Source organism: Wolbachia endosymbiont of Tuta absoluta (genome assembly GCF_059414725.1).
The window spans coordinates 1-20,171 of record NZ_JBNRJY010000435.1; the positions used below are offsets into that span (position 1 = coordinate 1).

Genomic DNA, 20,171 nt, shown 5'->3' on the forward strand with positions numbered 1-20,171 from the left:
AAGATTTACAGAAAGCAAAAGGACTTGAACACAGCAATACTCCTACACCATCATTTCCAGTAATACCTGAAACACCCATTGTACCGCCACCTCCTCCTCCATCTTTAGGGAATAATTTCCCTTCTGGGCCTGCAATTGATGCTTTGTTTGCAGAAATAAAACAAGGAAAAAACCTCATGAGCAAGGAAAAGCGTGACGAGATTGAGAAGAAGAGGTTAAAAGAACAGGAAGCAAAGAAGTCAAGCAATAGCGAGAGTATGCAACAAGGAGATTATATGAATGATCGTTTGAAAAGAACAGTTCTAGGACGAAGAAAGAAAATGTATTGTCAATATGAACAGCTAGATTCCTTAGACGCACAAGATGATTCTCTTGATAGTTTTGAAGGATTACCTACAGAACCAAAGAAAACGTTCAATAAAGAGCTAAAGAAACCCGTAAAACCGCTAAACTTACCAATAGTATTAAAGAATATAATGTCCAGTGAAAATCCATTACTAAATAGCCCTAGTAATAATTTATTGAGCAATAGTAGTAATGTATCTGATGATGAAGAGTGGGATACATCCCAAGATTCTATGTCTTTTCAGTGTGATAATATAAAACAAGAGAAAATGAAGAATAGGGATAATTATCCATATTCAGCTTCTTCTTCAACAAAACCAGGTGAGGTAGAAGATTCATCAAATCCTCCTGTAGCCGAGATCATAAAGCAGCTTGATCAAAACAAAAATAAAGTCATTTCTTCCAAAGTAGACAACGGTATAAACACATCAAAACAGCAAGGTACCTTTGTTGATTCTGTTGAACTAAGCAAATTAACTACACAACGACCAATTCAGCCTGGTTTACTAAGGGTTCTTTAAATATCAAACCTCAAAAAAATCGGCGTAGGCTTAGGTAATGTAACACCTAAGCTTACACATGCGTTGCACAGAGATTTTAAATCACGTTGTTCTTTTGGAGTCTGTAATTGGTCAAGTATTATTTCTGCTGACTTTGGAACAATTGGCTGCAATAAAATACCAATTATTCTGATATATTCGAGTAATTTATAAATCACTAAATTCATGCGCTCTCTATCGGTTTTACTGAGTGTCCAGGGTGCACTTTTATCTATGTAAGCATTGGCCTTGGAAGAGATATTGATAATCAGGAGTATAATCTGGTTAAATTCATACTTTGATAGATGATCCATTACTTGATCAATTATGGCTTTGCAATTTTGTAAACTCTCATCATCTTTAAGCAAATTGCGATCGACCACTGGTACAACTCCAAAGCATTGCTTGTGCAGAAATGAAATTGTTCTTTGCACTAAATTGCCTATATTGTTTGCCAGCTCTGAGTTTATGCGGCTGATCATGTTCTTCTTACTGAAATTACCATCTTGACCGAAACTTGCTTCCCGAAGGAGAAAATAGCGTAGTTGATCAACACCAAACTCTTCTGCAAGATTAATTGGATCTATAACGTTACCAAGGGATTTGGATATTTTTTCCCCCTCGTTTAGCCACCAACCATGAACTGCAATTTGCTTTGGCAGTGGTAAATCTGCTGCAAGAAGAATAGCTGGCCAGTATACAGCGTGAAAACGCAATATGTCTTTACCGATCACATGAATGTTGAAGGAGTTTGTCCAAAACTTCTTATATTCCTCATCTTCTATATTAGGAAAGCCTATTGACGTGAGATAGTTAGTGAGCGCATCTATCCAAACATAAATTACGTGCTTGTCATTCCCTGGTACTTTTATTCCCCAATTAAAACTAGTACGAGAAATCGAAAGGTTAGTAAGTCCTGATTTTACAAACGATACCACCTCGTTTTTTCTGCTCTCAGGAAAGATGAAATTCGGATGATTTTCGTATAACTCTAGTAATTTATTTTGCCAACTTGACAAACGAAAAAAGTAGCTCTCTTCTTTTATCCACTGAACTTCAGCGCCTGTTGGTGCTCTGCCATCTATCAACTCTGATTCCTGATAAAACGCTTCGTCACGAACTGAATACCAACCTGAGTAAGAATCCAGATATATTTGCCCTCTCTCTTCAAGCCTATTCCATAGAGCTATAACTGCTTGTTCATGACGTTCTTCTGTGGTGCGGATAAAATCATCAGAATTAAAGTTCATTAGCTCAGCTAATTTTCTGAACGTAACACTTATTTCATCTGTAAATTCTTTTGGCTCTATTCCCTTTGTTTTAGCTGCTTTTTCAATTTTTTGTCCATGTTCATCTGTACCAGTAGTAAATTTGACGTTCTTTCCAGCTAATTTCATAAATCTAGCTGTAACATCACAGATAAGGGAAGTATATGCGTGGCCGATATGTGGCTTGTCGTTTACGTAATATATTGGCGTAGTGATGTAAAAGCTCTCAAATTGCTCCATTTTGTACTAGTTTAAAGCTTTATCGTATCTGCACTAGTAATAAAAATCAATACATATCCTACCAGACAAGCAATCTGAAAATCCATTATACCGCTGCGCGTTGCAGCGGTATTCTCGATTAGTAACTTATGGTTTAGCAGCACAACCTCCAAACTGTTGTGTCGCATTAGGATCACCAAATGCATACCCAGGTGTGCCATCATAAGAAGGAGCACTTGAAGCAGTATTAGGATCTTGAGGAGAGTAAGGAGGTGGTGGTTCAAGATTAGAAGAATCTCCCAAATCATATCCAGGTTCTGATTTATGATAGTTAATTACCGCTTCTTCAGCCTTCTTAATATTTTCTGACTCTTTCTCATGTTTCATATGAAAAGCCACACCACCAGCAAAACATACAAGAGAATTAATACCAAGAATGACTAAACCCCAAACTGGTAAGACTGGGTTAATAGCGCAACCTACCAAAGCTGCTAAAGAAATTGCACCAACTGCAAATTCTATATTTCTGAACATTTTAAGTTTATTATCCAGGTAATCTACCTTTTCTGATTTTCTAGCCGTTTTTTCGCTGCTGTTGTACCAAACACACATTAAAGCATGGAAAGCAACACACGTAACTACAGCTACTATCCCTAAAGCTAATAATTTCCTGTTGTCTTCTGCGTCTTTTTTCTTATCTTCTCTGCATGGCTGGTTACTGCTACCGGAACCAAGGTTATTTATCACTGTAGTATGACCACTAAACAGGTTGCTAAGTAGTAAATAATCCCAAAAATCTAAACCTCTATTATTGTGTACATGTACGTGTGTAACCTGAGGGCTTGTAGGTTGTTGCCTACTATCACGTCGATCACTTCCTATATTGTGTTCATTAGTTGGGTTATAGCGCCTAAATTCCTTATACGCATTTTCAAAATTTTTATCACTCCAGTTCTCAATATTTTGCATACCACGAGAACGTAAAAATTCTTGAACATTCTTATCACTGCCATTTTCTTTTATATAGGCAAGTGCGTACCTTTTTAAAACACTATCGCGCATAGATATTCCCCTCAAATTAAGATTAAATTAATAAACAATTATTACTATAAATTATATAGAATAATGTCTTCTTGTCAAGTTAGTCATAAACCAACCAATATTCTATCTACCAATTCTTTTACTGTCGGTATGCAACCATTTTTATAAAATGGGTCTTGCTTAAATTTGTACACATTGTGCCCAGAAAACATGAGTTCATTTTCAACATTGCCGTCATGTACAATGTTTTGCAGTGTCTTTTGTATACAGAAACTCCGTGGATCTGGCTTTCGCCCTGTTGAATGGTCACCATGATCTTTCCAATTGCTAAACAGACAATGGCTCAAACATCCCATGCAATTAATTTGATCTTGTCTTATTTCCGCAAATTTGCCTGGCGTCACAAAAATAACAGTTGTATCTGGAGTTTTCATTACCTCTGTATACCCTGCTTTAATCCATGCATTTGCTAGCTCTTTGTCTTTTGCAGTGAGGTAAATCTTTCTACCTCTGCTACCCATTGCAAATTCATTATTAAACTCTCCACTCACATTTTCTGAAAATTTCATTTGACGTGAATTTCGTTCCTGTAGCTCATATATGAAGCTATTTCTTACTGCAGATGAGTAAAATCCTGTTGGACTAAATTTGTTTAAAAATACATCACCTTCTTCTAAAGTAAGTAACTTCTTTTTCCATTCTGTAGAAATCGGACTTTCTTTTGTTAAAAGTGGACGAGTGCCAAACTGAAAAGCTATTGGTCCGATTTGTAAATTGTCAAACCAATGTTCCCAATCCTTCAAATTCCACACTCCCCCCGCCATAACAATTGGCGTTTCAGAAAGACCGACCTCATTCATGAAAGATCTAAGCTCTGCAACTCTTTCAAATGGAGCCTGCGGTAATTCTGGGTCTTCACTATTACTGAGTCCATTGTGACCACCAGCAAGCCACGGATCCTCATATACTACTCCACCAAGTAAAAAAGAAGATATTTTTTGGTAAGCACGTTTCCACAACGCTTTAAAAGCGCGCGCCGATGAGATAATAGGGTAGTAATAAACTTGATATTTAGCTGCAATTTCTCCAAGCCTGTAAGGCATACCAGCACCGCAAGTGATGCCATGAACTAAACCTTTTGCTTTTTCTAATATGCCATGAAGGACTTGTTCTGCTGCTCCCATTTCCCAAAGCACATTCATATGTATTCTTCCACGGCCCTTTGATATTTCATTCGCTATTTTTGCTTGACTAACTCCAGCCTCAATACTATACTTAATTAATTCCTCATGCTTTTCATTTCTTGTTTTACCTCTATAAATCAGCGGCACCAACTCACCATTGTCATCAATAAGTTTAGCATTTGCACCAGAAAACGTACCAACAGCATCTGCTGCAGCAAATGCTCCACTTGACCTTCCATCACTGACTGCAATGCCTTTGCCGCCCTCGATGATTGGCCATACTTCCTTCCCTGAAATTGCTATCTTTTTTATCTTATTTTTCAAAATTTCCTCTTAATCTTTCACTCTATTTTACTTGATTGCTAAAAAAATAATAGCTTTTCTTTTAATGCACACAAATTCAGTTTTAAGTAGACATAACAGCTACGACACATATTCTTTTTAAGAAGTCTTTGATATATGATAATAGGTCTAACAGGTGGAATTGCAGTCGGAAAGAGCTTTGTAGCCAATTGCTTTAAAGAATTTGGTGCCGCTTTGTTTGATGCTGACTCTGTCGTACACCAGCTTTATAAAGTGGACAAAAACATAATAAGTTATGCAGAAGAAAAATTTCCTGGGGTAGTAGTAAATGGAAAAATTGATAGAACAGTATTGTCTAAATATTTTTTAGCACATGATGAAAATTGGAAGCAATTCCAGTCTTTAGTACATTCCGCTGTGCAAAATGAATTAGAATTTTTTATTGCTCATGAGAAAGAAAACAACAGAAAACTTCTAGTTCTAGACATTCCACTCCTGCTGGAAACGAGATTCCATTTGTATTGCGATTTTATTGTTTTTATCCATGCAGATAGCGTTGTGCAAGCTCAAAGGATTAGTGAGCGTAATATGGATAAAAAAAAGCTGGATCTAATGTCTAGTATTCAGCTCCCTATTGAAGAAAAAAAGCAAATGAGCGACTTTATCATCGATACCAGCGCAAATGTTCTTTCTCAAGTGAAAGATATAATAAACTCGTTAGACCTCAACACGTGATACGGTTATTCTCCACAAGATTACTCCGAATTTTAGCTGTACTATCAGCAGATTTTACCATTAAAATTTCAAACCTTGAGCCTGCATTCAAAAACGATTCTACTGATCTGCCGAAAAAATCATATCTCCATCCCTTGAACAATTTATCTATCTTCCCAGATATTGATCCAGCTAACTCATCTTTTGACGAAACTAACTTTCTCGATATGTTATTTTCCTTACATTTGCTCTCTAAAATAATCGAGAGTATATCAAAGACAGATTTATCATAATTATCCGACAGAGTATAATTTTGCTGCACAAACTCCTTCTCATTCTCATTGAAAATATTCATAAATTCTAATAAATCTTCCTCTTTTATATTTTTTGTGTTTCTCTTAAGGTCATCTAAAACCTCGTCAATACGCTCCACATTTTTTTCAATAAGACCAATTATTACAGCATTATTGACTACCTTATTACGATTTATATTGTAACGCTGTGCTAAGGTCTCTTGCCACTCACTAACTGCTTTAACAGTTAACATCAACCTTGGATTTGCTTCATAATTAAATTTAATCCTCTTCCATGCATCTTTTGGATTATGCAAATACTTATTAACATCAACTATTGATTCCATCTCTTCTTGAAACCAGCCTATCCTATTATTTTCTTCAAGTTTATTGCACAATATTTGGTGTAGGTCATATAGGTGTATCACGTCATTTACTGCATAATCTAATTGATCCTCAGATAATGGCCGTTTTAACCAGTCTGAATTTTTAGCTTTAATTTTATCCAGCGCTACCCCCTGATATTGCTCTACTACTTTTGAATAACCAATAAAGTCGTGATAATAATGACAAAACATAGCAGCAACTTGGGTATCAAAAATGGGAGTAGGAACACATTTAAGCACGGTGAGTAAGGATTCTATGTCTTGCCGACAACTATGAAAAACTTTGGTTATTTCTCGATTCAGCATTATTTTCTTAATAAGCGATAAGTCAATTCCCGGTACTAACACATCTACAATAAAACTCTTCTCTCCGTAAGAAATTTGAATTAGTGATAATCTAGGATAGTAGGTTAAATTGTTTCTAATAAACTCTGTGTCCACTGCTATAAATTTTGGATCTTTTGCCATCAATTCTTCACATGCATTCTCCAGCTCCGATGTCGTACTAATTAGCATATATTTTTTATTCAGTGGCTATATTTTACCACTTATATTGAATATTTACAATTGATTGAAATTGAGAACGCAACTGTATGATAACTAATCCTTCTGTAAATATACAGTTTTGCCAGACACAACGGTACGTATTACGCGCCCTTTCACTTTGCGTCCATCGAAAGGGGAATTTTTTGATTTACTAGCAAAGTTGTCAACTTTAATTTTCCATTCATGATCCAAATCAACTAAAATTAAGTCCGCTGCAAGGTTTTTCTGTATGCGGCCACGTGGCACATGTATGATATCTGCAGGCTTATATGTCAATTTTGCAAGCACATCAAGTAGACCCATTTGTCCACTGTGATATAGTTCAAGTGAAATGGGCAGCATTGTTTCAAGGCCAACAATACCAAATGCAGCATTTTCAAGTGGCAAATCTTTAGAACTAAGATCATGCGGAGCATGATCGGTTGCAATACAATCAATCACACCTGTCTTTAAACCTTCAATCATAGCTAAACGATCTTCCTCTGTACGAAGTGGCGGATTCATTTTTGCGATTGCTCCATGTTGCTTTACTATATCTTCAGTTAAAGTAAAGTGATGAGGAGTTACTTCACATGTAACATTTAACCCCAAATCTTTTGCACGTTTAATAGCATCAAGTGAATCTTTTGAAGAGACATGTAAAATATGGTAGTGTACATTTTCTATGTTCTTCATTAGCAGTATATCACGAGTTACCATAACCGATTCCGATGCACTCAAGATTCCCTTTACTCCCAATTCTTCAGAAATCTTACCCTCGTTAATTACGCCACCAGCAGATAGATTCAAATCCTCTGCGTGTTGAGCAATAGGAACACCAAGCATACTTGAATAAAGCAGTGCCTGTCTCATAATCATTGGATTCATAACTGGCATACCATCATCGGTGAACCCAACTGCACCTGCTTCCTTTAAGAGTGCCATTTCAGTTAATTTTTCTTCCGAAGTGGTGATTTTAGCGTAAAATTCCACATTCACATGCGAAGTTTCAAATGCTCTATATTTCAAATACTGAGCCAAGACAACACTATCAATCGCTGGAACAGTGTTTGGCTGACAAACTACAGTTGTAACGCCCCCTGCAGCTGCAGATTTGCTGCCTGTATGTATAGTTTCTTTATGCTCTTGACCTGGTTCACGAAAATGTACGTGAATGTCAATAAGGCCTGGCATTAGAACAAGCCCTTTACAGTCTATTATTTCATCAACTCCACTTGTTGAAAATAATGATTCGCCAAAATCAACAATTTTACCCCCTTCAGTCAATAATGAACCTTTTATATCAAGTTTAGTTTCCGGGTCAATAATACGAGCATTGGTATACGCAATTTTATAGCCTTCCTTTTGCCCTGTCTGCAATAAATTCCAAATCATATTTGAGTATCGATTATAAAATAAATCTAAAGTTTTTTTAGTAAAATACAACCAAATTAAAGTGATGATATAAAACTAGCAATAAAGAATATTTAAATTAATACTCAAGCAGCTATTCTATAACTACCATTTTCGATTTCAACGTTATTAAGTGCGGTATTTGCGTTATAAGAACAGTAACATCCTACTGCAAGAAAAGTTAATGCAGCTACAGCAAGCGAAACACACATTGCTAAATGAACCATTGTTAGACTTGTACCAACAGCAAGTGCTCCAGATAATACAAAAGAAACAGAAGCATAATTACCTTGCCTTTTACTGTAAGTTCTTGCTTTCAAGAATTTTTCACTTAGCTCTTCATTCTTGCTTTCAAATTGCTTCTGTAGACTCTTCTCTAGTACTTCACTTTTGTTTTCAATTTCTTGCAGCTTTGTCTTTAAGTCGTTATTTTCATTTTCGCGTTGCATTATTTGATCAGCGAACGATTGTCTTGCATCATTCAGCTGCCCTTCCAACTGATCATTTTGTGTAGTCAATTGAGCTACCCGACCATTTAGCGTATCAGCAACCTGTGTTAATCGGGTTACTTCATCAGTTTTATCAATTAGACCTTGCTTTGCATCATCCAGCCGCCCTTCCAATTGATTGTTTTGTATAGTCATTTGATCTACTTGATCTTTTAGCCTTCCAATCTCTTTTTTCTTCTTTTCAAGCTGAGCTCTTGCTTCATTAGATTCTTTGCTAAGTTGCATGACTTTACTAGTTTCTTCAGCTAATTTTTGCTTTGATGCTACAAGTTGAACTTCTGTTTGCTCACATTTCCTTTCAAGCTCCCTTGCTTGACTAGACAAATTACTATTTTCCTGTTCAAGTTGAGCTTTTACTTCCCTTAGCCCTCCCTCACTCTCTCTGAATTGAGCTCTAGCATCCTTTAGCTCTTTTTCTGCACATTCTACCTTTTCTTCTAGCTTAGTTTTTGCTTTCTCAAGCTTCTTCAGTTGATTAGTCAGATTACTATTCTTTCTTTCTAATCCAGCATTTGTTTCTTCAAGTTTTTCTACAGTACCGTTAAGCCTAGTTACTTTGCTAATTTGCTCATCCAACTCTGCTTTGTTTTCTGCAAGCTGATCTTTTGTCCCTTTAAATTCTGCAGTAAGTTTATCTACTTGATCATTGAGTTGATTAGTCTTCTGTTGTTCTTGTGTTAATTTTCCTTTTTCATCATCTAACTCTTTAGTTTTTCCAACCAAACTTTGTTGTATACTATTTAACCTTCCCTCTAGTTGAATTTTTTCATTAGTAAGCTGAGCTACTTTTTGTTTTCCTTGTCTAAATTCCTCTTCTAAATTTGGAGCACGTTGAATTGGTATCTCAGAAAGCTTAATGCCTTCATTTTCTTCTCTGACTTCTTCAAAGAATTCCTTATCATCCACATCAACATATGACAAAACTGCATGGTAAAATAGGCCACAAATATAAGCAATATGACGATACTTAGATGCTTCGCTATCCGATTTAAATTTTTCCTGCTCTATTTTCTCAATAAGGTTATAATAGGTATCGATTTTATGATAGTGTAGTTCTAAATACTCCAGAGTTTTACCTGTTTCTAATTTTAATGGTTTACCTACATGTTTATAGTGCATACCAGCATTACCATGTGGCAAACATGGTACCGGATCTGATTGACAAGCTACTCTAATAGTATTATGTCCAAGACACTCATTGTAAACTTCAGCAGCACCATTGTAGAACACTCTTGGAGAGCCAAAAGTTGCAACATGAACATCTTCAGCACCTTCTGTTTTATTAAGACATAAAGCAGTTATACTAGCAAGAGCACCTCCCATGCTATGGCCTGTAACATTGATTTTTAAATCTTTGATTGCTAATCCTTTATCATTAGCATGCCCTTGTAATATTTTATGTACGCTGGGCCAAGAACGTTTGAATAGAGAGTAAAAACCAGAGTGAACATAATTATCTCCAGACAAAAATGGCAACTTAGTTAAAGAAGCACGCAGATCTTCCTTCACATCATTTAAATCACGAGTGCCATGGTAAGCTATATCTACTTCGTTATCTTTAATAAAAATATAACCAGCATCTCGATTATATGAATTTTTACCAGTTAAAGCATAGCCAACATCGTGTTGCTCTAATTTATAATCAACATCTGAGCAATATTTATCTTCAATAAGTTCATTATCGTAAAATCTTATAATCTGATAACCTTCTTCTTCAAACTTCCTTTTAGTTTTGTATTTACCTTTCTCTAATTTTCTATCCACATCACCATAGGAAATTTTGCTAAAGGTACACATTTTCCATAATTTTTCTTCATCAAATTCTGCAATTTGCCCTTTTATCAGATCAGCAAGGTCAGAAGCATCCTTTAACTCAGCACCTTTAAAATCTTCTATCTTCTTCCATGCTTTAACTAGGTCAGAAGTTCCTAGCCCATTAAGGTCAAAACTTTGAGCTTCTAATTCGTTCTTAAATGGTTCTAGTGCCTCAATTACGCATTCTTTTATTTCATTATCATCAATATGTACAATACTATCGCTAATAGAATCCATACTTTGATCATGAGTAATACTTGGCATATTTTTTACCTACTATTTTAGTATATCATTAATTAAGCATTTGATCAAATTTATCAATAAAACTATTAAAATTTTCTTATTTTAAACGAATTTAGTTCATTTTATCACACTTAAGACTTTTGTTTGTGACAACTGCTGTATTTGCAATCTTATCGTGCCAAGTTTGGCAGCGTTTATCGAAACTTGCCCATATGAAACCCAAGAATAATGGTGCAGTTGACAATATGAAGGAAAAAAACCTCTTTGTTGCTTGTTTCAGAGTCAATTTTTCAAAAGTTTGTGCATTCACAACTCTAAGTCCAAGTAAGAATTTTCCAGGTGTAGCGCCAAATCTTATCCACATATATGCTACATAACTAAAAAGCATAATAAATTGAACTATCTGATTTAGAACTAGTAACTTTATTAGTTTACTCTGCATTGCTGTTTCCTCTGCAGATAGTGGCACCTGCATTTGATATTTTGCAGCAATTTGGCCTAATATTTTACTGCTCTCCGAGCTCATAAAGAGTTGATTTAAGGCCTGACCGCAAAACTGTAAAAATAAAACGATGATGATTAAATCAAGCAGCACTGACAAATAGCGTCTAAGTCCCGTTACGTAACATATTCCATTTTCATCTTTCTTTATCCTTTGAATAGCATTTATAGAAGAAAGAATGGCAAATGAACGATTAAAAAACTTGTGTAACATAAAGCACTTTCCAATGTTTGAGTGCCCCTGGCCGGACTTGAACCAGCATGCTCTTGCAAGCAACAGATTTTGAGTCTGCCGTGTCTACCATTCCACCACAGGGGCCTATTTTAATGCTATAAGCAACACAGGATTAGTCAAATTTTTTCTCTTTTAAGTCGAGATTGAATATTCTACAATAATCAATCATTACTCTAAAAACTTAAAATGAATGAATTAGTTAACCTTATTAATTCAAGAGAAGAAATATGTAAATTGCCACATAATTTAGAAGCAGAGCAAATGCTCATTGGTGCAATGATTCGTGATAATAGAATTTGTGATGCAGTTGAAGATATAATTGCAGCAGACAATTTCTACGATCCACTACATCAAAGCATTTTTACCCAGATATCTAAAACCAGAAAACACGGCATAGTTGCCAATGAACTAAGCCTTAAGATGTTTTTTGAAAATGATAAAGCATTTGCCGAATGTGGTGGAGTTGAGTACCTAGCAAAGCTTGCAGCGAAGGCAAGTATTGCTCTTGATATCTATAGCTTGACCAGAATAATCCGTGATACTTATTTAAGAAGATGCTTAATCAAGCTCGGACAAGAGACAATTGACGATAGTTATAACTATGACATCGAAAATCCTGCACAGGTACAAATTGAGCAAGCAATGACAAAATTGTTCAATTTAGCAGTAAAAAAGCAAGGTGAGAAAACATACATAAAGCTTGCAAGTTCAATTAAAGATGTGGTTGAGAAGATTAGCAAGCTGAAGAATAACCCAGAGGCTCTAGGTATTACAACCGGACTTCAAGATCTAAACCAGCTTCTTGGTGGTTTGCAGAAATCTGATCTGTTAATTATAGCTGCAAGGCCCTCAATGGGAAAGACAGCATTGGCACTGAACATCGCACTTAACGCTTGTAAGATTTTGCAAAAAAGAACAGATAAACAACACTACGTAGCTTTTTTCTCACTTGAAATGTCAGCAGAGCAATTAACCGCAAGATTGATTACTATAGATTCAGGCATTGGTTATTATAAGGCACTGACTGGGAGAATTAGTGATTTTGAATTACATGAATTCATTAATGCTAGTACAGATCTATCAGAATTACCTTTCATAATAGACGATACTCCTGCTCTATCAATTAGTGCCCTTCGTACCAGAATACGACTGCTATATCAACTATACAATGTAGAGGTGGTATTTATAGATTATCTGCAATTAATTCGAGGAACAACAAAAAGGAGTAGTGAAAATAGAGTGCAAGAAATCTCAGAAGTGACGCAGGGTTTAAAAGCAATTGCAAAGGAACTAAATATTCCCATTGTTGCACTATCACAGCTCTCTCGTTCTGTTGAGCAAAGGGATGATAAAAAACCACAACTTTCTGATTTACGTGATTCAGGAAGCATAGAGCAGGATGCAGATATAGTAATGTTCCTCTATAGAGAAGAATATTATGAATTAAGAAAGCAACCAAATGAAGGAAGTAATAAACATCGAGAGTGGCAAGAGAAAATGGAGAAAATTAGAAATATTGCAGAGCTGATCATTGCAAAACAAAGAAACGGGCCAATTGGCAGTGTGAAGCTACATTTTGACTCCAATAGAGGTGCATTTAAAGATTATACAGAAAGATATAGTCTGTAGCGGTTTTGAGTAATTCTGGAAGTGTTTAACAAACCATACGTGCCAAATTAAGAAGCTATCGTGAAACATAGCAATATTTAAGATTGGCATTTTATTTGTTACATTTATTTTTTTAGGAAATTCTTATCTAGGATAAGATGATTTTTTAGAAAGATCTATAAATTACTAACCTTATTACTTAATATATAAAATAGTTTTTTCTTATTTCCTTTCTTCCTTACGCCACTTTTTCTTAACTTGATGCGTATGGTTTATTTAACACTTCCGATATACAACTAAAAAATAGCAAATTCTCTGTAACTTGAATATAATTTTAGCTTTACCTAAACAGAAAGATGAATTACTTAATGGATTTTGTTTTAATATCTCTTTCCTTGCCACTTTTTATTACTGAGAATTATTTGTTAATTACTGCGTTGATCCCACTTTTAAGTGCATTAGCTATTTCTTTTACTAGTAAATGGCCCAGAGTGAACAATAGCATTACTGTTGTTTCTTCTATGCTTCTATTTGCGTATACATCTCTATGCACTTTATATTTGGTGTATGGTGATCATTCTCAATTTATTCTCATGGACTTTGGTAATAATTTGCATATTAGTTTAAAGTTAGAGTCTAGTGGAGCAATATTCAGTTTATTAATATCATTTTTGTGGGTACTAACCAGTATATATGCAATATGTTATATGCGAAATAACTATGCTGATAGTAACTACTCGAGTTTTCTATGCTTTTTTTCAATAGCGATTAGCTGTGCAATGTTTATTGCTTTTTCTGGAGATTTGCTCACTACATTTGTCTTTTACGAGCTTCTAACTATTAGTACATACCCTCTGATTACTCACAACTCAACAAATGAATCAGTAATTGCAGGACGCTATTACTTTGGTTTACTATTTTTCTCTTCTTTAGTGTTATTTTTTCCTGCAATAGGTCTCTTATATAATGAATTCCATACTTTAGACTTTGTAAGAGGTGGAATATTCAAGTTTGATACTTCGTTCATAACTTTTATTGCAGTGTGTTTTGCTATGCTGATTTATGGAATAGGAAAAGCTGCATTAATGCCAATGCATTTTTGGTTGCCAAAAGCAATGGTTGCACCAACTCCTGTAAGCGCACTACTACATGCTGTTGCTGTTGTGAAATCAGGAGTGTTCATCATCATCAAAGTTATATTATACACTTTTGGCATCGATAATATGCAACGTTTTGCACAGCAAAGTTGGTTTGCTGGAGGATGGCTTCCGTACGCTGCTGGATTTACTATTATTACTGCATCGTTAATTGCATTAAAGCAAAAGGAATTAAAGAAATTGCTTGCTTATTCTACTATCTCTCAGTTGTCATATATTATATTGTTCGCTTCAATTTTTAGTGAATTTAGCATGAGGATTGCAATTTTTCAATTAGTTTGCCACGCATTTGCAAAAATCACTTTATTTTTCACTGCTGGAGCAATAATAACGAAAACAGGTGAGAAATACATAGATAGAATTCACGGTATAGGACGTAGTATGCCAATTAGTATGATAGCATTTACTATAGGTGCATTGTCCATGATAGGGGTACCACCTGCTCCGACTTTTTGGAGCAAATTTTTCATTTTTCAAGCTGTTTTTAACTCTAGTAATGTAACACTTTCTGTATTTGTAGCTCTGGTGTTAATTGTCAGTACTATACTCAACGCTCTATACTTCTTACCGATAATTTACAATGCCTTTTTCTTAAAACCTTCTAGAAATTATTTTATTAAAAAGACACCAATGCTTCTAATTTTACCTCCAGTTGTTACTGCTGTATGCACTTTAGTTATTTTTTTAGCTACCAAGTAATTTTTTAAATGTAATCAGCTGTATTTATAGCCGTTAACAATAAATTTAAATGGTATTATACCAGTTAGAGTTGCTTTCATGTTTGATAAAGTAAAGCTAACCTCCACAGCATAGTCTTTCATTTTCTTATTTTGCTCAGCTGCAAAAAGTACAGTGGCATTTCCAGCAAATTTAACTAAGTCCTTGATCGATCGGTCAATAGATAGTGTTGTTACGTTTATGTTGGTAATTTTTTTTGTGGATGAAACAGCTTCATTGTTTACTTTTTCCTGAAAGTCTTGATAGATTTTATATATAGAATTGTTTTTTATAAAATTTTCTTGATACTTTGATTCAACGATCTGAGAGGACTCGTATGCTTCGACGTATTGACTTACCAAGTACCTTGCTATGGAAGTGTATTCATCTTCTTTTTTACTAAAACTAAGTTTATGTATTGTAGAAAACTCATCTTCTGTGTGGTTCGTGTACTTCACAAAATTTAAATCTTTTTTAACAGGAAGTAATAGGTATATGTTTAGTAATGATAAAAATAAACATACTAAGAGAAGTAACGTTATTAACGCCATCCAAGATCTTTCTACAACGCAGAACAGGTATCTGTGGCAATACCATTCTACTGCTTTCCTGAAATAACTTTTGTTTTTTACTGATTCAACTTCCATAACCTAATTATAATAACTCTAAAAAAACTTTAAAATATGTCTAAATTTTCCAAAATAGTATGAATGATTATATCACCTTGTTCTGCAATAAGATGAAATTTATCAATTTTCTTCACATCTAAATTTATCATTTTTACACTGAAGCTTTCAGGATCATAAGTATTACTTTCTGCACTTTTGTGATAATTATAGTAGTGTAATTTATTTTGATCATCAAAATAACCAAATTCATCAGCAAGGGTTCCCACTTTTCTGCCTTTACCTTCTCTGACTAGCTCAAATAGATCAATTACATGGTTTTCAGATCCAGGCTCAATAAGACCTTCTACAGCAAAAAATTTAGGTGCATGACCAACATACTCCTTAAATTTTAGATTATTAGTCTTTTTTACACTACCAAAATCCACGAATTTATATTCATCTGAAAGATCAGAATATTGTGGATCATACTTTTTATATTCAAAAAACTCATTACCTAAAAAATTACAAAACGTTAGTTTATAGTCATCATGATTGAGTTTAATAACTTTAAGATAATGAAAATCTCTAGGAATCTTTACTTCTTCTTTCGTAATATGATTAAGTATGACTAACTCGCCACTGAGCATGCGATGGCCAATTTTTGGCAAAGTAGCTATATTGATTGCCTTATTGAGCTTAAAATTTGCTTCATAGATACCACTTGACAGCTCCTTCCCTTTTTCTAAAGTGACGTCTTGGTCTAAAGCTGTATTCTTGAGTAAACTCAATTCTTTCTGCATGTTCAATATGGTTTTTGTTAAAACTTCTATTGATTGCCATAAAGTTAATTTATTATCAGTCAAACTATATACTTTAAGTATTAAATTATCAGGATTTTATCATGAATTTATGTTAAAAGTATTATATTTTTGTGTCATGATGTTAACTACATTAGCTAAAACATGCTTTTTATCTAAGCGAAATTGCTTTGCAGCAACGAAAAGTTCATCTATTTCTTTCCATTGACTTAGCAAAATTTCAACATTATTTACTTCTTTCTTTATACTTTCTAAAATGGAGGTTTGAATGATATGTGATGCTAGTTCTAGCTCAATTTCACTATTAATTATTTTATTAACTATATCAGAATTATTTAGATTACGGAAAAATGTATAAAAATGCTTATGTGACTCATAAGCACCACTGTTTATTGCATTTATTATTACTCCCGGAGTTCCGGGAAACAAAGTAATGATCTCACTAAATATTTTATCGTCGAATTTACACTGAGATGAAACAACCTGCTTTGTTTCATCGTAAGTTAACGGAAGTAAATTCAGCTGAAAGCACCTACACCGGATGGTGGTTTGTATATCATATAGTTTATGGCTAATTATAAGTATTTTAGAATTTTGTGGCGGCTCCTCTAATATCTTTAATATTGCATTTTTAGCATTGCTAGTCATTGCCTCCAAGCTATCTATTATAGCTATCTTATATTCTGATTGAATGGGGCTTAGGTACAGAAAATTTTTCATTTCTCTCACCTTTTCCACTCCTATTGTATCACCTTCAACAATGTGTAAGTCTAATGCTACTTCATCGTAATTTTTGATAAGAAACCAATTAGAAAAGGATTGTGCAAGTGTTGCTTTTCCTATGCCTTTTTTACCACAGATCAGCCAAGATTGAACAGACAAGTTGTTCATTATCTTTTTTTTTGCTTGGTTGTGGCCTATCACCTTTTTCATTCTTTCTCCTATAGATCTTAGTTTGAAAATTCGTTATTTATTGTTTGTAATGAAATTTTACCTTTTCTTAAAACCTTAATCTTGTCTCCAGTTAAGTCAATAATAGTAGATTCTATACCAGAAACTAATTCATCATCTTCAATTACTGCAGATAAGTGTTGCTTAATAGACTGAGGTATATCTCTTGCTTTGCATATACTTTTTTCTCCTGAAATGTTAATACTAGTTGCAACTACTGGAGTTTTCAGTTCATTTAATATTGAAATCGCAATAGGATGATCAGGAATTCTTATGCCTATACTATCTTTAAAGAACTCATTTGGTAATATACTGTTATCTTGAAGTGGTAAAATATAGGTCATTGGTCCAGGAGAAAAGTAGTTTATTAAATTGATATATTCTTCTTTTACCTTTGCTATATTTGTCAAACTATCAACATCACTAACAAATATAGAGAGTGGCTTGTTTTGAGAACGCTTCTTTATCCGGTATATTTTTTCTATAGATTCTTTACCTAGCGCATTACAAGCAAGAGCATATACTGTCTCTGTTGGAAAGCATGCTAACAAATTATTTTTTATTGCATTTATTACTTCAAATACCATATAGCTAAAACTTATGTCTACAATAGCTCTGGGTTTACAGTTATCTCGCTATATGGTAGCAATTAAGATACCGAAATGGATACTGTTGTATACTTACGGTAAATTTTATTAGAAACTGCTCGTTTTTAAAACAGATTTACTACAATCCGAACTCCTCATTGATTTTATCGACTATCGTCTGTGGTGGATCATCTCCCCATCCTGAATATAAAATCTCTCCATAATCTGCAACATCTATAGAGCCAGTTCTACCTTTTGCCAGAAACATTTCTCTTTTATCTTTATCAACTAATACATAGTGCCAAGCTGATCTTCCTCGATCTTTACCACGAACTAGATATATGAGATCTGATCTACTTCTTCTTGTTGCATCAGCAAAGGATCTTTCATTGATAGTTCTGCTTTTACTCTTTATGCCGCCACTTTCAGAAAAAGCTTCCTTGGCTTCAGCTTTTTTGTTTGCCAATTCAGAAATTTTTCCTTTTGCTCCTAGTGCATGTTCTTTGGTATTTTGAGATGAATACTTACTGGAAAAACCTCCTCTTGTCTCATTAGAAGTCCTATTTGTAAAACGCTTAGTAAACGAGTTATCGTTATCATTTTCTGCCATAAAAGTCTCCAAATTTTAGATTGTAGAATCCAAATTTTTACTACACCCTATCATAGGTTAGTTAAATTAATATAAATGAAAGATAATATAGTAATTATTACAGGAATTACAGCCTCAGGTAAATCAGAATTATGCGATAACTTGATAAAAAAGCATAAAAACATTAGCATAATAAACTGTGACTCAAAGCAGGTATACAAAGAGATTCCCGTAATTACTGCTCAACCACCAAAGCAGAAAGAATTTTATAGGCTATACGGTTATGTTTCAGCAAGAGAAAATTATTCCGTAGGTTTATGGATAGAGGATTTAAATAGGGAAGTTAACAACGCGCTGAAAAATTCACGAATACCGATCATCACTGGAGGAAGTGGGCTTTACATTAGCAGCTTAATCAAGGGATTATCATCGATTCCACAAATAAGCCAGGAAGTGAGAGAAAACGTAAATGAACTTAGAAAAAATTTAAGTAAAGAGGAATTCTACAAATTAGTGCTAAGCAAAGATCCAAGGATTCAAGGTAAAATATTTATTAATGACTCACATCGCCTCTCAAGAGCACTTGAAGTTATCACTGAAACTGGCAAGACAATCTTTGTATGGCAAGAAAATAGACAGCCTCCTTTGTTCAATAATTTTAAGGTATATACAATTCTACCTAAACGTGAGGATATATACCGAAAAATAAATTCTCGTTTTATTGAAATGGTTGAAAATGGAGCAATTGATGAAGTAAAAAACCTACTTAGCATGAACCCATCTCCACATTTGCCAGCTATGAAAGCACATGGAGTACCAGAAATTATAAGATACTTAAAAGGGGAGATTACTTTAGACGAAGCAATACAGATTGCTCAAACAAACACAAGGCATTATGCAAAACGCCAGTACACTTGGTTTAAAAATCAATTTCCGAATTCTCAAGTGATTGACTGTGCAAATAAATTGACAGAATTTGGAATATTTTGATTATTATGTATTATATTGCTATGCCTATGCAAACTTTTCTTGATAGTATTAAACTTTTTTCTTAAAGAACTTTCATCATTGCCTAAATTGTGATTATTAAATTCTTTGTAAAAATATTCTTACTTATGAAGCGCTACTATACCTGTAAGAGCCTTTATCACTAAATGAACTATATCACGCAATATTTCATCCTAAATTTTTCTATATTCTCTCACTAATCTTGTAACCACAATCTCCACTTTCATATCCTTGTATAGCTCTTCTCATAATAGTAGGAACAAGATAAGATAGTGATTTAGTGTAACAAGAAGGTAAAAATGCCAGCAGCGTACAGTTATGACTTAAGGAAAAAAGCCATTCAGGCGTTGGATGAAGGAGAGAGCAAAACAGCAGTAGCAAATTTTTGGCCCTCTCTAATAACTTCAACATCACTAAATTCAAGGGATTGGCCTTCTATTATTTGGAATCTTTCATGTCCTTTTCCTGCAACTAGCAGAATCATATTTTCATCATGTGCTATATTTATACCTTTCTCTATAGCTTTTTTTCTATCTCCTATCTCCAGTGCATCAGGGCAATGTAACAAAATATCGTGACGAATTTTCCCCGGATC

Annotated in this window: 16 protein-coding genes, 1 tRNA gene and 2 pseudogenes; 5 read left to right on the forward strand and 14 right to left on the reverse strand. The window is 34.3% G+C overall.

Annotation, left to right across the window (positions count from 1 at the left end):
• Positions 1 to 866: pseudogene (locus ACJ5GX_RS04590) on the forward strand (hypothetical protein); the annotation flags it as partial.
• Here ACJ5GX_RS04590 and metG read toward each other — a convergent pair.
• The 3 genes from metG to ACJ5GX_RS04605 all read right to left on the reverse strand — a co-directional run bounded on the left by metG (position 863) and on the right by ACJ5GX_RS04605 (position 4,920).
• A complete protein-coding gene (gene metG / locus ACJ5GX_RS04595; RefSeq protein ID WP_052264938.1) occupies positions 863 to 2,392 on the reverse strand; it encodes a methionine--tRNA ligase in 1,530 nt (509 codons plus the stop codon). The pseudogene ACJ5GX_RS04590 and the gene metG sit on opposite strands and share 4 nt — an antisense overlap.
• A gap of 126 nt (positions 2,393 to 2,518) precedes the next feature.
• Complete coding sequence (locus ACJ5GX_RS04600; protein ID WP_096097170.1) at positions 2,519 to 3,433, reverse strand: hypothetical protein; 915 nt, start codon at positions 3,431 to 3,433, stop codon at positions 2,519 to 2,521.
• Positions 3,434 to 3,516: 83 nt separating this feature from the next.
• Positions 3,517 to 4,920, reverse strand: a complete 1,404-nt coding sequence (locus tag ACJ5GX_RS04605) for an NAD(P)H-dependent flavin oxidoreductase (protein WP_052264766.1) — start codon at positions 4,918 to 4,920, stop codon at positions 3,517 to 3,519.
• A gap of 135 nt (positions 4,921 to 5,055) precedes the next feature.
• Between ACJ5GX_RS04605 and coaE the strand changes: the two genes are divergently transcribed.
• The gene (gene coaE, locus ACJ5GX_RS04610) at positions 5,056 to 5,634 is read left to right on the forward strand and encodes a dephospho-CoA kinase (protein ID WP_007302729.1); all 579 of its coding nucleotides are present in this window, start codon (positions 5,056 to 5,058) and stop codon (positions 5,632 to 5,634) included.
• On the opposite strand, the gene ACJ5GX_RS04615 is transcribed toward coaE, so the two are convergent.
• From ACJ5GX_RS04615 to ACJ5GX_RS04635, 5 genes are all read right to left on the reverse strand, one after another.
• Positions 5,624 to 6,808 carry a ribonuclease D gene (locus ACJ5GX_RS04615; protein WP_052264765.1) on the reverse strand — a complete coding sequence of 395 codons (1,185 nt, stop codon included), beginning with the start codon at positions 6,806 to 6,808 and terminating at the stop codon, positions 5,624 to 5,626. The genes coaE and ACJ5GX_RS04615 overlap by 11 nt on opposite strands.
• Positions 6,809 to 6,892: 84 nt before the next feature.
• Entirely contained in the window at positions 6,893 to 8,212 is a 1,320-nt protein-coding gene (locus tag ACJ5GX_RS04620) for a dihydroorotase (protein ID WP_052264764.1), read from the reverse strand.
• A 104-nt stretch (positions 8,213 to 8,316) separates the two neighbouring features.
• On the reverse strand, positions 8,317 to 10,818 hold the full coding sequence (locus tag ACJ5GX_RS04625) for a lipase family protein (protein WP_019236352.1): 2,502 nt from the start codon (positions 10,816 to 10,818) through the stop codon (positions 8,317 to 8,319).
• Positions 10,819 to 10,909: 91 nt separating this feature from the next.
• Positions 10,910 to 11,512, reverse strand: a complete 603-nt coding sequence (locus ACJ5GX_RS04630; RefSeq protein ID WP_007302723.1) for an RDD family protein — start codon at positions 11,510 to 11,512, stop codon at positions 10,910 to 10,912.
• Positions 11,513 to 11,534: 22 nt separating this feature from the next.
• Positions 11,535 to 11,617, reverse strand: a tRNA-Leu gene (locus ACJ5GX_RS04635).
• Positions 11,618 to 11,719: 102 nt separating this feature from the next.
• Here ACJ5GX_RS04635 and ACJ5GX_RS04640 point away from each other — a divergent pair.
• Both ACJ5GX_RS04640 and ACJ5GX_RS04645 read left to right on the forward strand, forming a co-directional pair.
• Positions 11,720 to 13,162, forward strand: a complete 1,443-nt coding sequence (locus ACJ5GX_RS04640; protein WP_007302722.1) for a replicative DNA helicase — start codon at positions 11,720 to 11,722, stop codon at positions 13,160 to 13,162.
• Positions 13,163 to 13,497: 335 nt separating this feature from the next.
• Positions 13,498 to 14,997 carry a proton-conducting transporter transmembrane domain-containing protein gene (locus tag ACJ5GX_RS04645; protein ID WP_372436128.1) on the forward strand — a complete coding sequence of 500 codons (1,500 nt, stop codon included), beginning with the start codon at positions 13,498 to 13,500 and terminating at the stop codon, positions 14,995 to 14,997.
• 14 nt (positions 14,998 to 15,011) lie between these two features.
• Here ACJ5GX_RS04645 and ACJ5GX_RS04650 read toward each other — a convergent pair whose 3' ends face one another.
• The 5 genes from ACJ5GX_RS04650 to ACJ5GX_RS04670 form a co-directional block, all read right to left on the reverse strand.
• Positions 15,012 to 15,662 carry a VirB8/TrbF family protein gene (locus ACJ5GX_RS04650; RefSeq protein ID WP_007302720.1) on the reverse strand — a complete coding sequence of 217 codons (651 nt, stop codon included), beginning with the start codon at positions 15,660 to 15,662 and terminating at the stop codon, positions 15,012 to 15,014.
• A 29-nt stretch (positions 15,663 to 15,691) separates the two neighbouring features.
• On the reverse strand, positions 15,692 to 16,486 hold the full coding sequence (locus ACJ5GX_RS04655; protein ID WP_019078583.1) for a hypothetical protein: 795 nt from the start codon (positions 16,484 to 16,486) through the stop codon (positions 15,692 to 15,694).
• A 36-nt stretch (positions 16,487 to 16,522) separates the two neighbouring features.
• Positions 16,523 to 17,374: a DNA polymerase III delta subunit-related protein gene (locus tag ACJ5GX_RS04660; RefSeq protein ID WP_007302718.1), complete on the reverse strand. Its 852-nt coding sequence runs from the start codon at positions 17,372 to 17,374 to the stop codon at positions 16,523 to 16,525.
• 17 nt (positions 17,375 to 17,391) lie between these two features.
• Positions 17,392 to 17,979, reverse strand: coding sequence for an L-threonylcarbamoyladenylate synthase (locus ACJ5GX_RS04665; RefSeq protein ID WP_007302717.1), 588 nt, complete (start codon positions 17,977 to 17,979; stop codon positions 17,392 to 17,394).
• A gap of 139 nt (positions 17,980 to 18,118) precedes the next feature.
• Complete coding sequence (locus ACJ5GX_RS04670) at positions 18,119 to 18,589, reverse strand: hypothetical protein (protein WP_495292752.1); 471 nt, start codon at positions 18,587 to 18,589, stop codon at positions 18,119 to 18,121.
• Between the two features lie 75 nt (positions 18,590 to 18,664).
• On the opposite strand from ACJ5GX_RS04670, the gene miaA reads away from it, so the two are divergent.
• Complete coding sequence (gene miaA, locus ACJ5GX_RS04675; RefSeq protein WP_019236354.1) at positions 18,665 to 19,558, forward strand: tRNA (adenosine(37)-N6)-dimethylallyltransferase MiaA; 894 nt, start codon at positions 18,665 to 18,667, stop codon at positions 19,556 to 19,558.
• Positions 19,559 to 19,916: 358 nt separating this feature from the next.
• On the opposite strand, the pseudogene ACJ5GX_RS04680 reads toward miaA, so the two are convergent.
• A pseudogene (locus tag ACJ5GX_RS04680) lies at positions 19,917 to 20,171 on the reverse strand (UDP-N-acetylmuramoyl-L-alanyl-D-glutamate--2,6-diaminopimelate ligase); the annotation flags it as partial.

Excerpts from the sequence above, each read along its gene's own strand:
- coaE (WP_007302729.1), top strand. The coding sequence starts at position 5,056 with ATGATAATAGGTCTAACAGGTGGAATTGCAGTCGGAAAGAGCTTTGTA.
- metG (WP_052264938.1), bottom strand. The coding sequence starts at position 2,392 with ATGGAGCAATTTGAGAGCTTTTACATCACTACGCCAATATATTACGTA.
- ACJ5GX_RS04630 (WP_007302723.1), bottom strand. The coding sequence starts at position 11,512 with ATGTTACACAAGTTTTTTAATCGTTCATTTGCCATTCTTTCTTCTATA.
- ACJ5GX_RS04625 (WP_019236352.1), bottom strand. The coding sequence starts at position 10,818 with ATGCCAAGTATTACTCATGATCAAAGTATGGATTCTATTAGCGATAGT.
- ACJ5GX_RS04665 (WP_007302717.1), bottom strand. The coding sequence starts at position 17,979 with ATGGTATTTGAAGTAATAAATGCAATAAAAAATAATTTGTTAGCATGC.
- ACJ5GX_RS04650 (WP_007302720.1), bottom strand. The coding sequence starts at position 15,662 with ATGGAAGTTGAATCAGTAAAAAACAAAAGTTATTTCAGGAAAGCAGTA.
- ACJ5GX_RS04645 (WP_372436128.1), top strand. The coding sequence starts at position 13,498 with ATGAATTACTTAATGGATTTTGTTTTAATATCTCTTTCCTTGCCACTT.
- ACJ5GX_RS04660 (WP_007302718.1), bottom strand. The coding sequence starts at position 17,374 with ATGAAAAAGGTGATAGGCCACAACCAAGCAAAAAAAAAGATAATGAAC.
- ACJ5GX_RS04615 (WP_052264765.1), bottom strand. The coding sequence starts at position 6,808 with ATGCTAATTAGTACGACATCGGAGCTGGAGAATGCATGTGAAGAATTG.
- ACJ5GX_RS04620 (WP_052264764.1), bottom strand. The coding sequence starts at position 8,212 with ATGATTTGGAATTTATTGCAGACAGGGCAAAAGGAAGGCTATAAAATT.
- ACJ5GX_RS04670 (WP_495292752.1), bottom strand. The coding sequence starts at position 18,589 with ATGGCAGAAAATGATAACGATAACTCGTTTACTAAGCGTTTTACAAAT.
- ACJ5GX_RS04640 (WP_007302722.1), top strand. The coding sequence starts at position 11,720 with ATGAATGAATTAGTTAACCTTATTAATTCAAGAGAAGAAATATGTAAA.
- ACJ5GX_RS04600 (WP_096097170.1), bottom strand. The coding sequence starts at position 3,433 with ATGCGCGATAGTGTTTTAAAAAGGTACGCACTTGCCTATATAAAAGAA.
- miaA (WP_019236354.1), top strand. The coding sequence starts at position 18,665 with ATGAAAGATAATATAGTAATTATTACAGGAATTACAGCCTCAGGTAAA.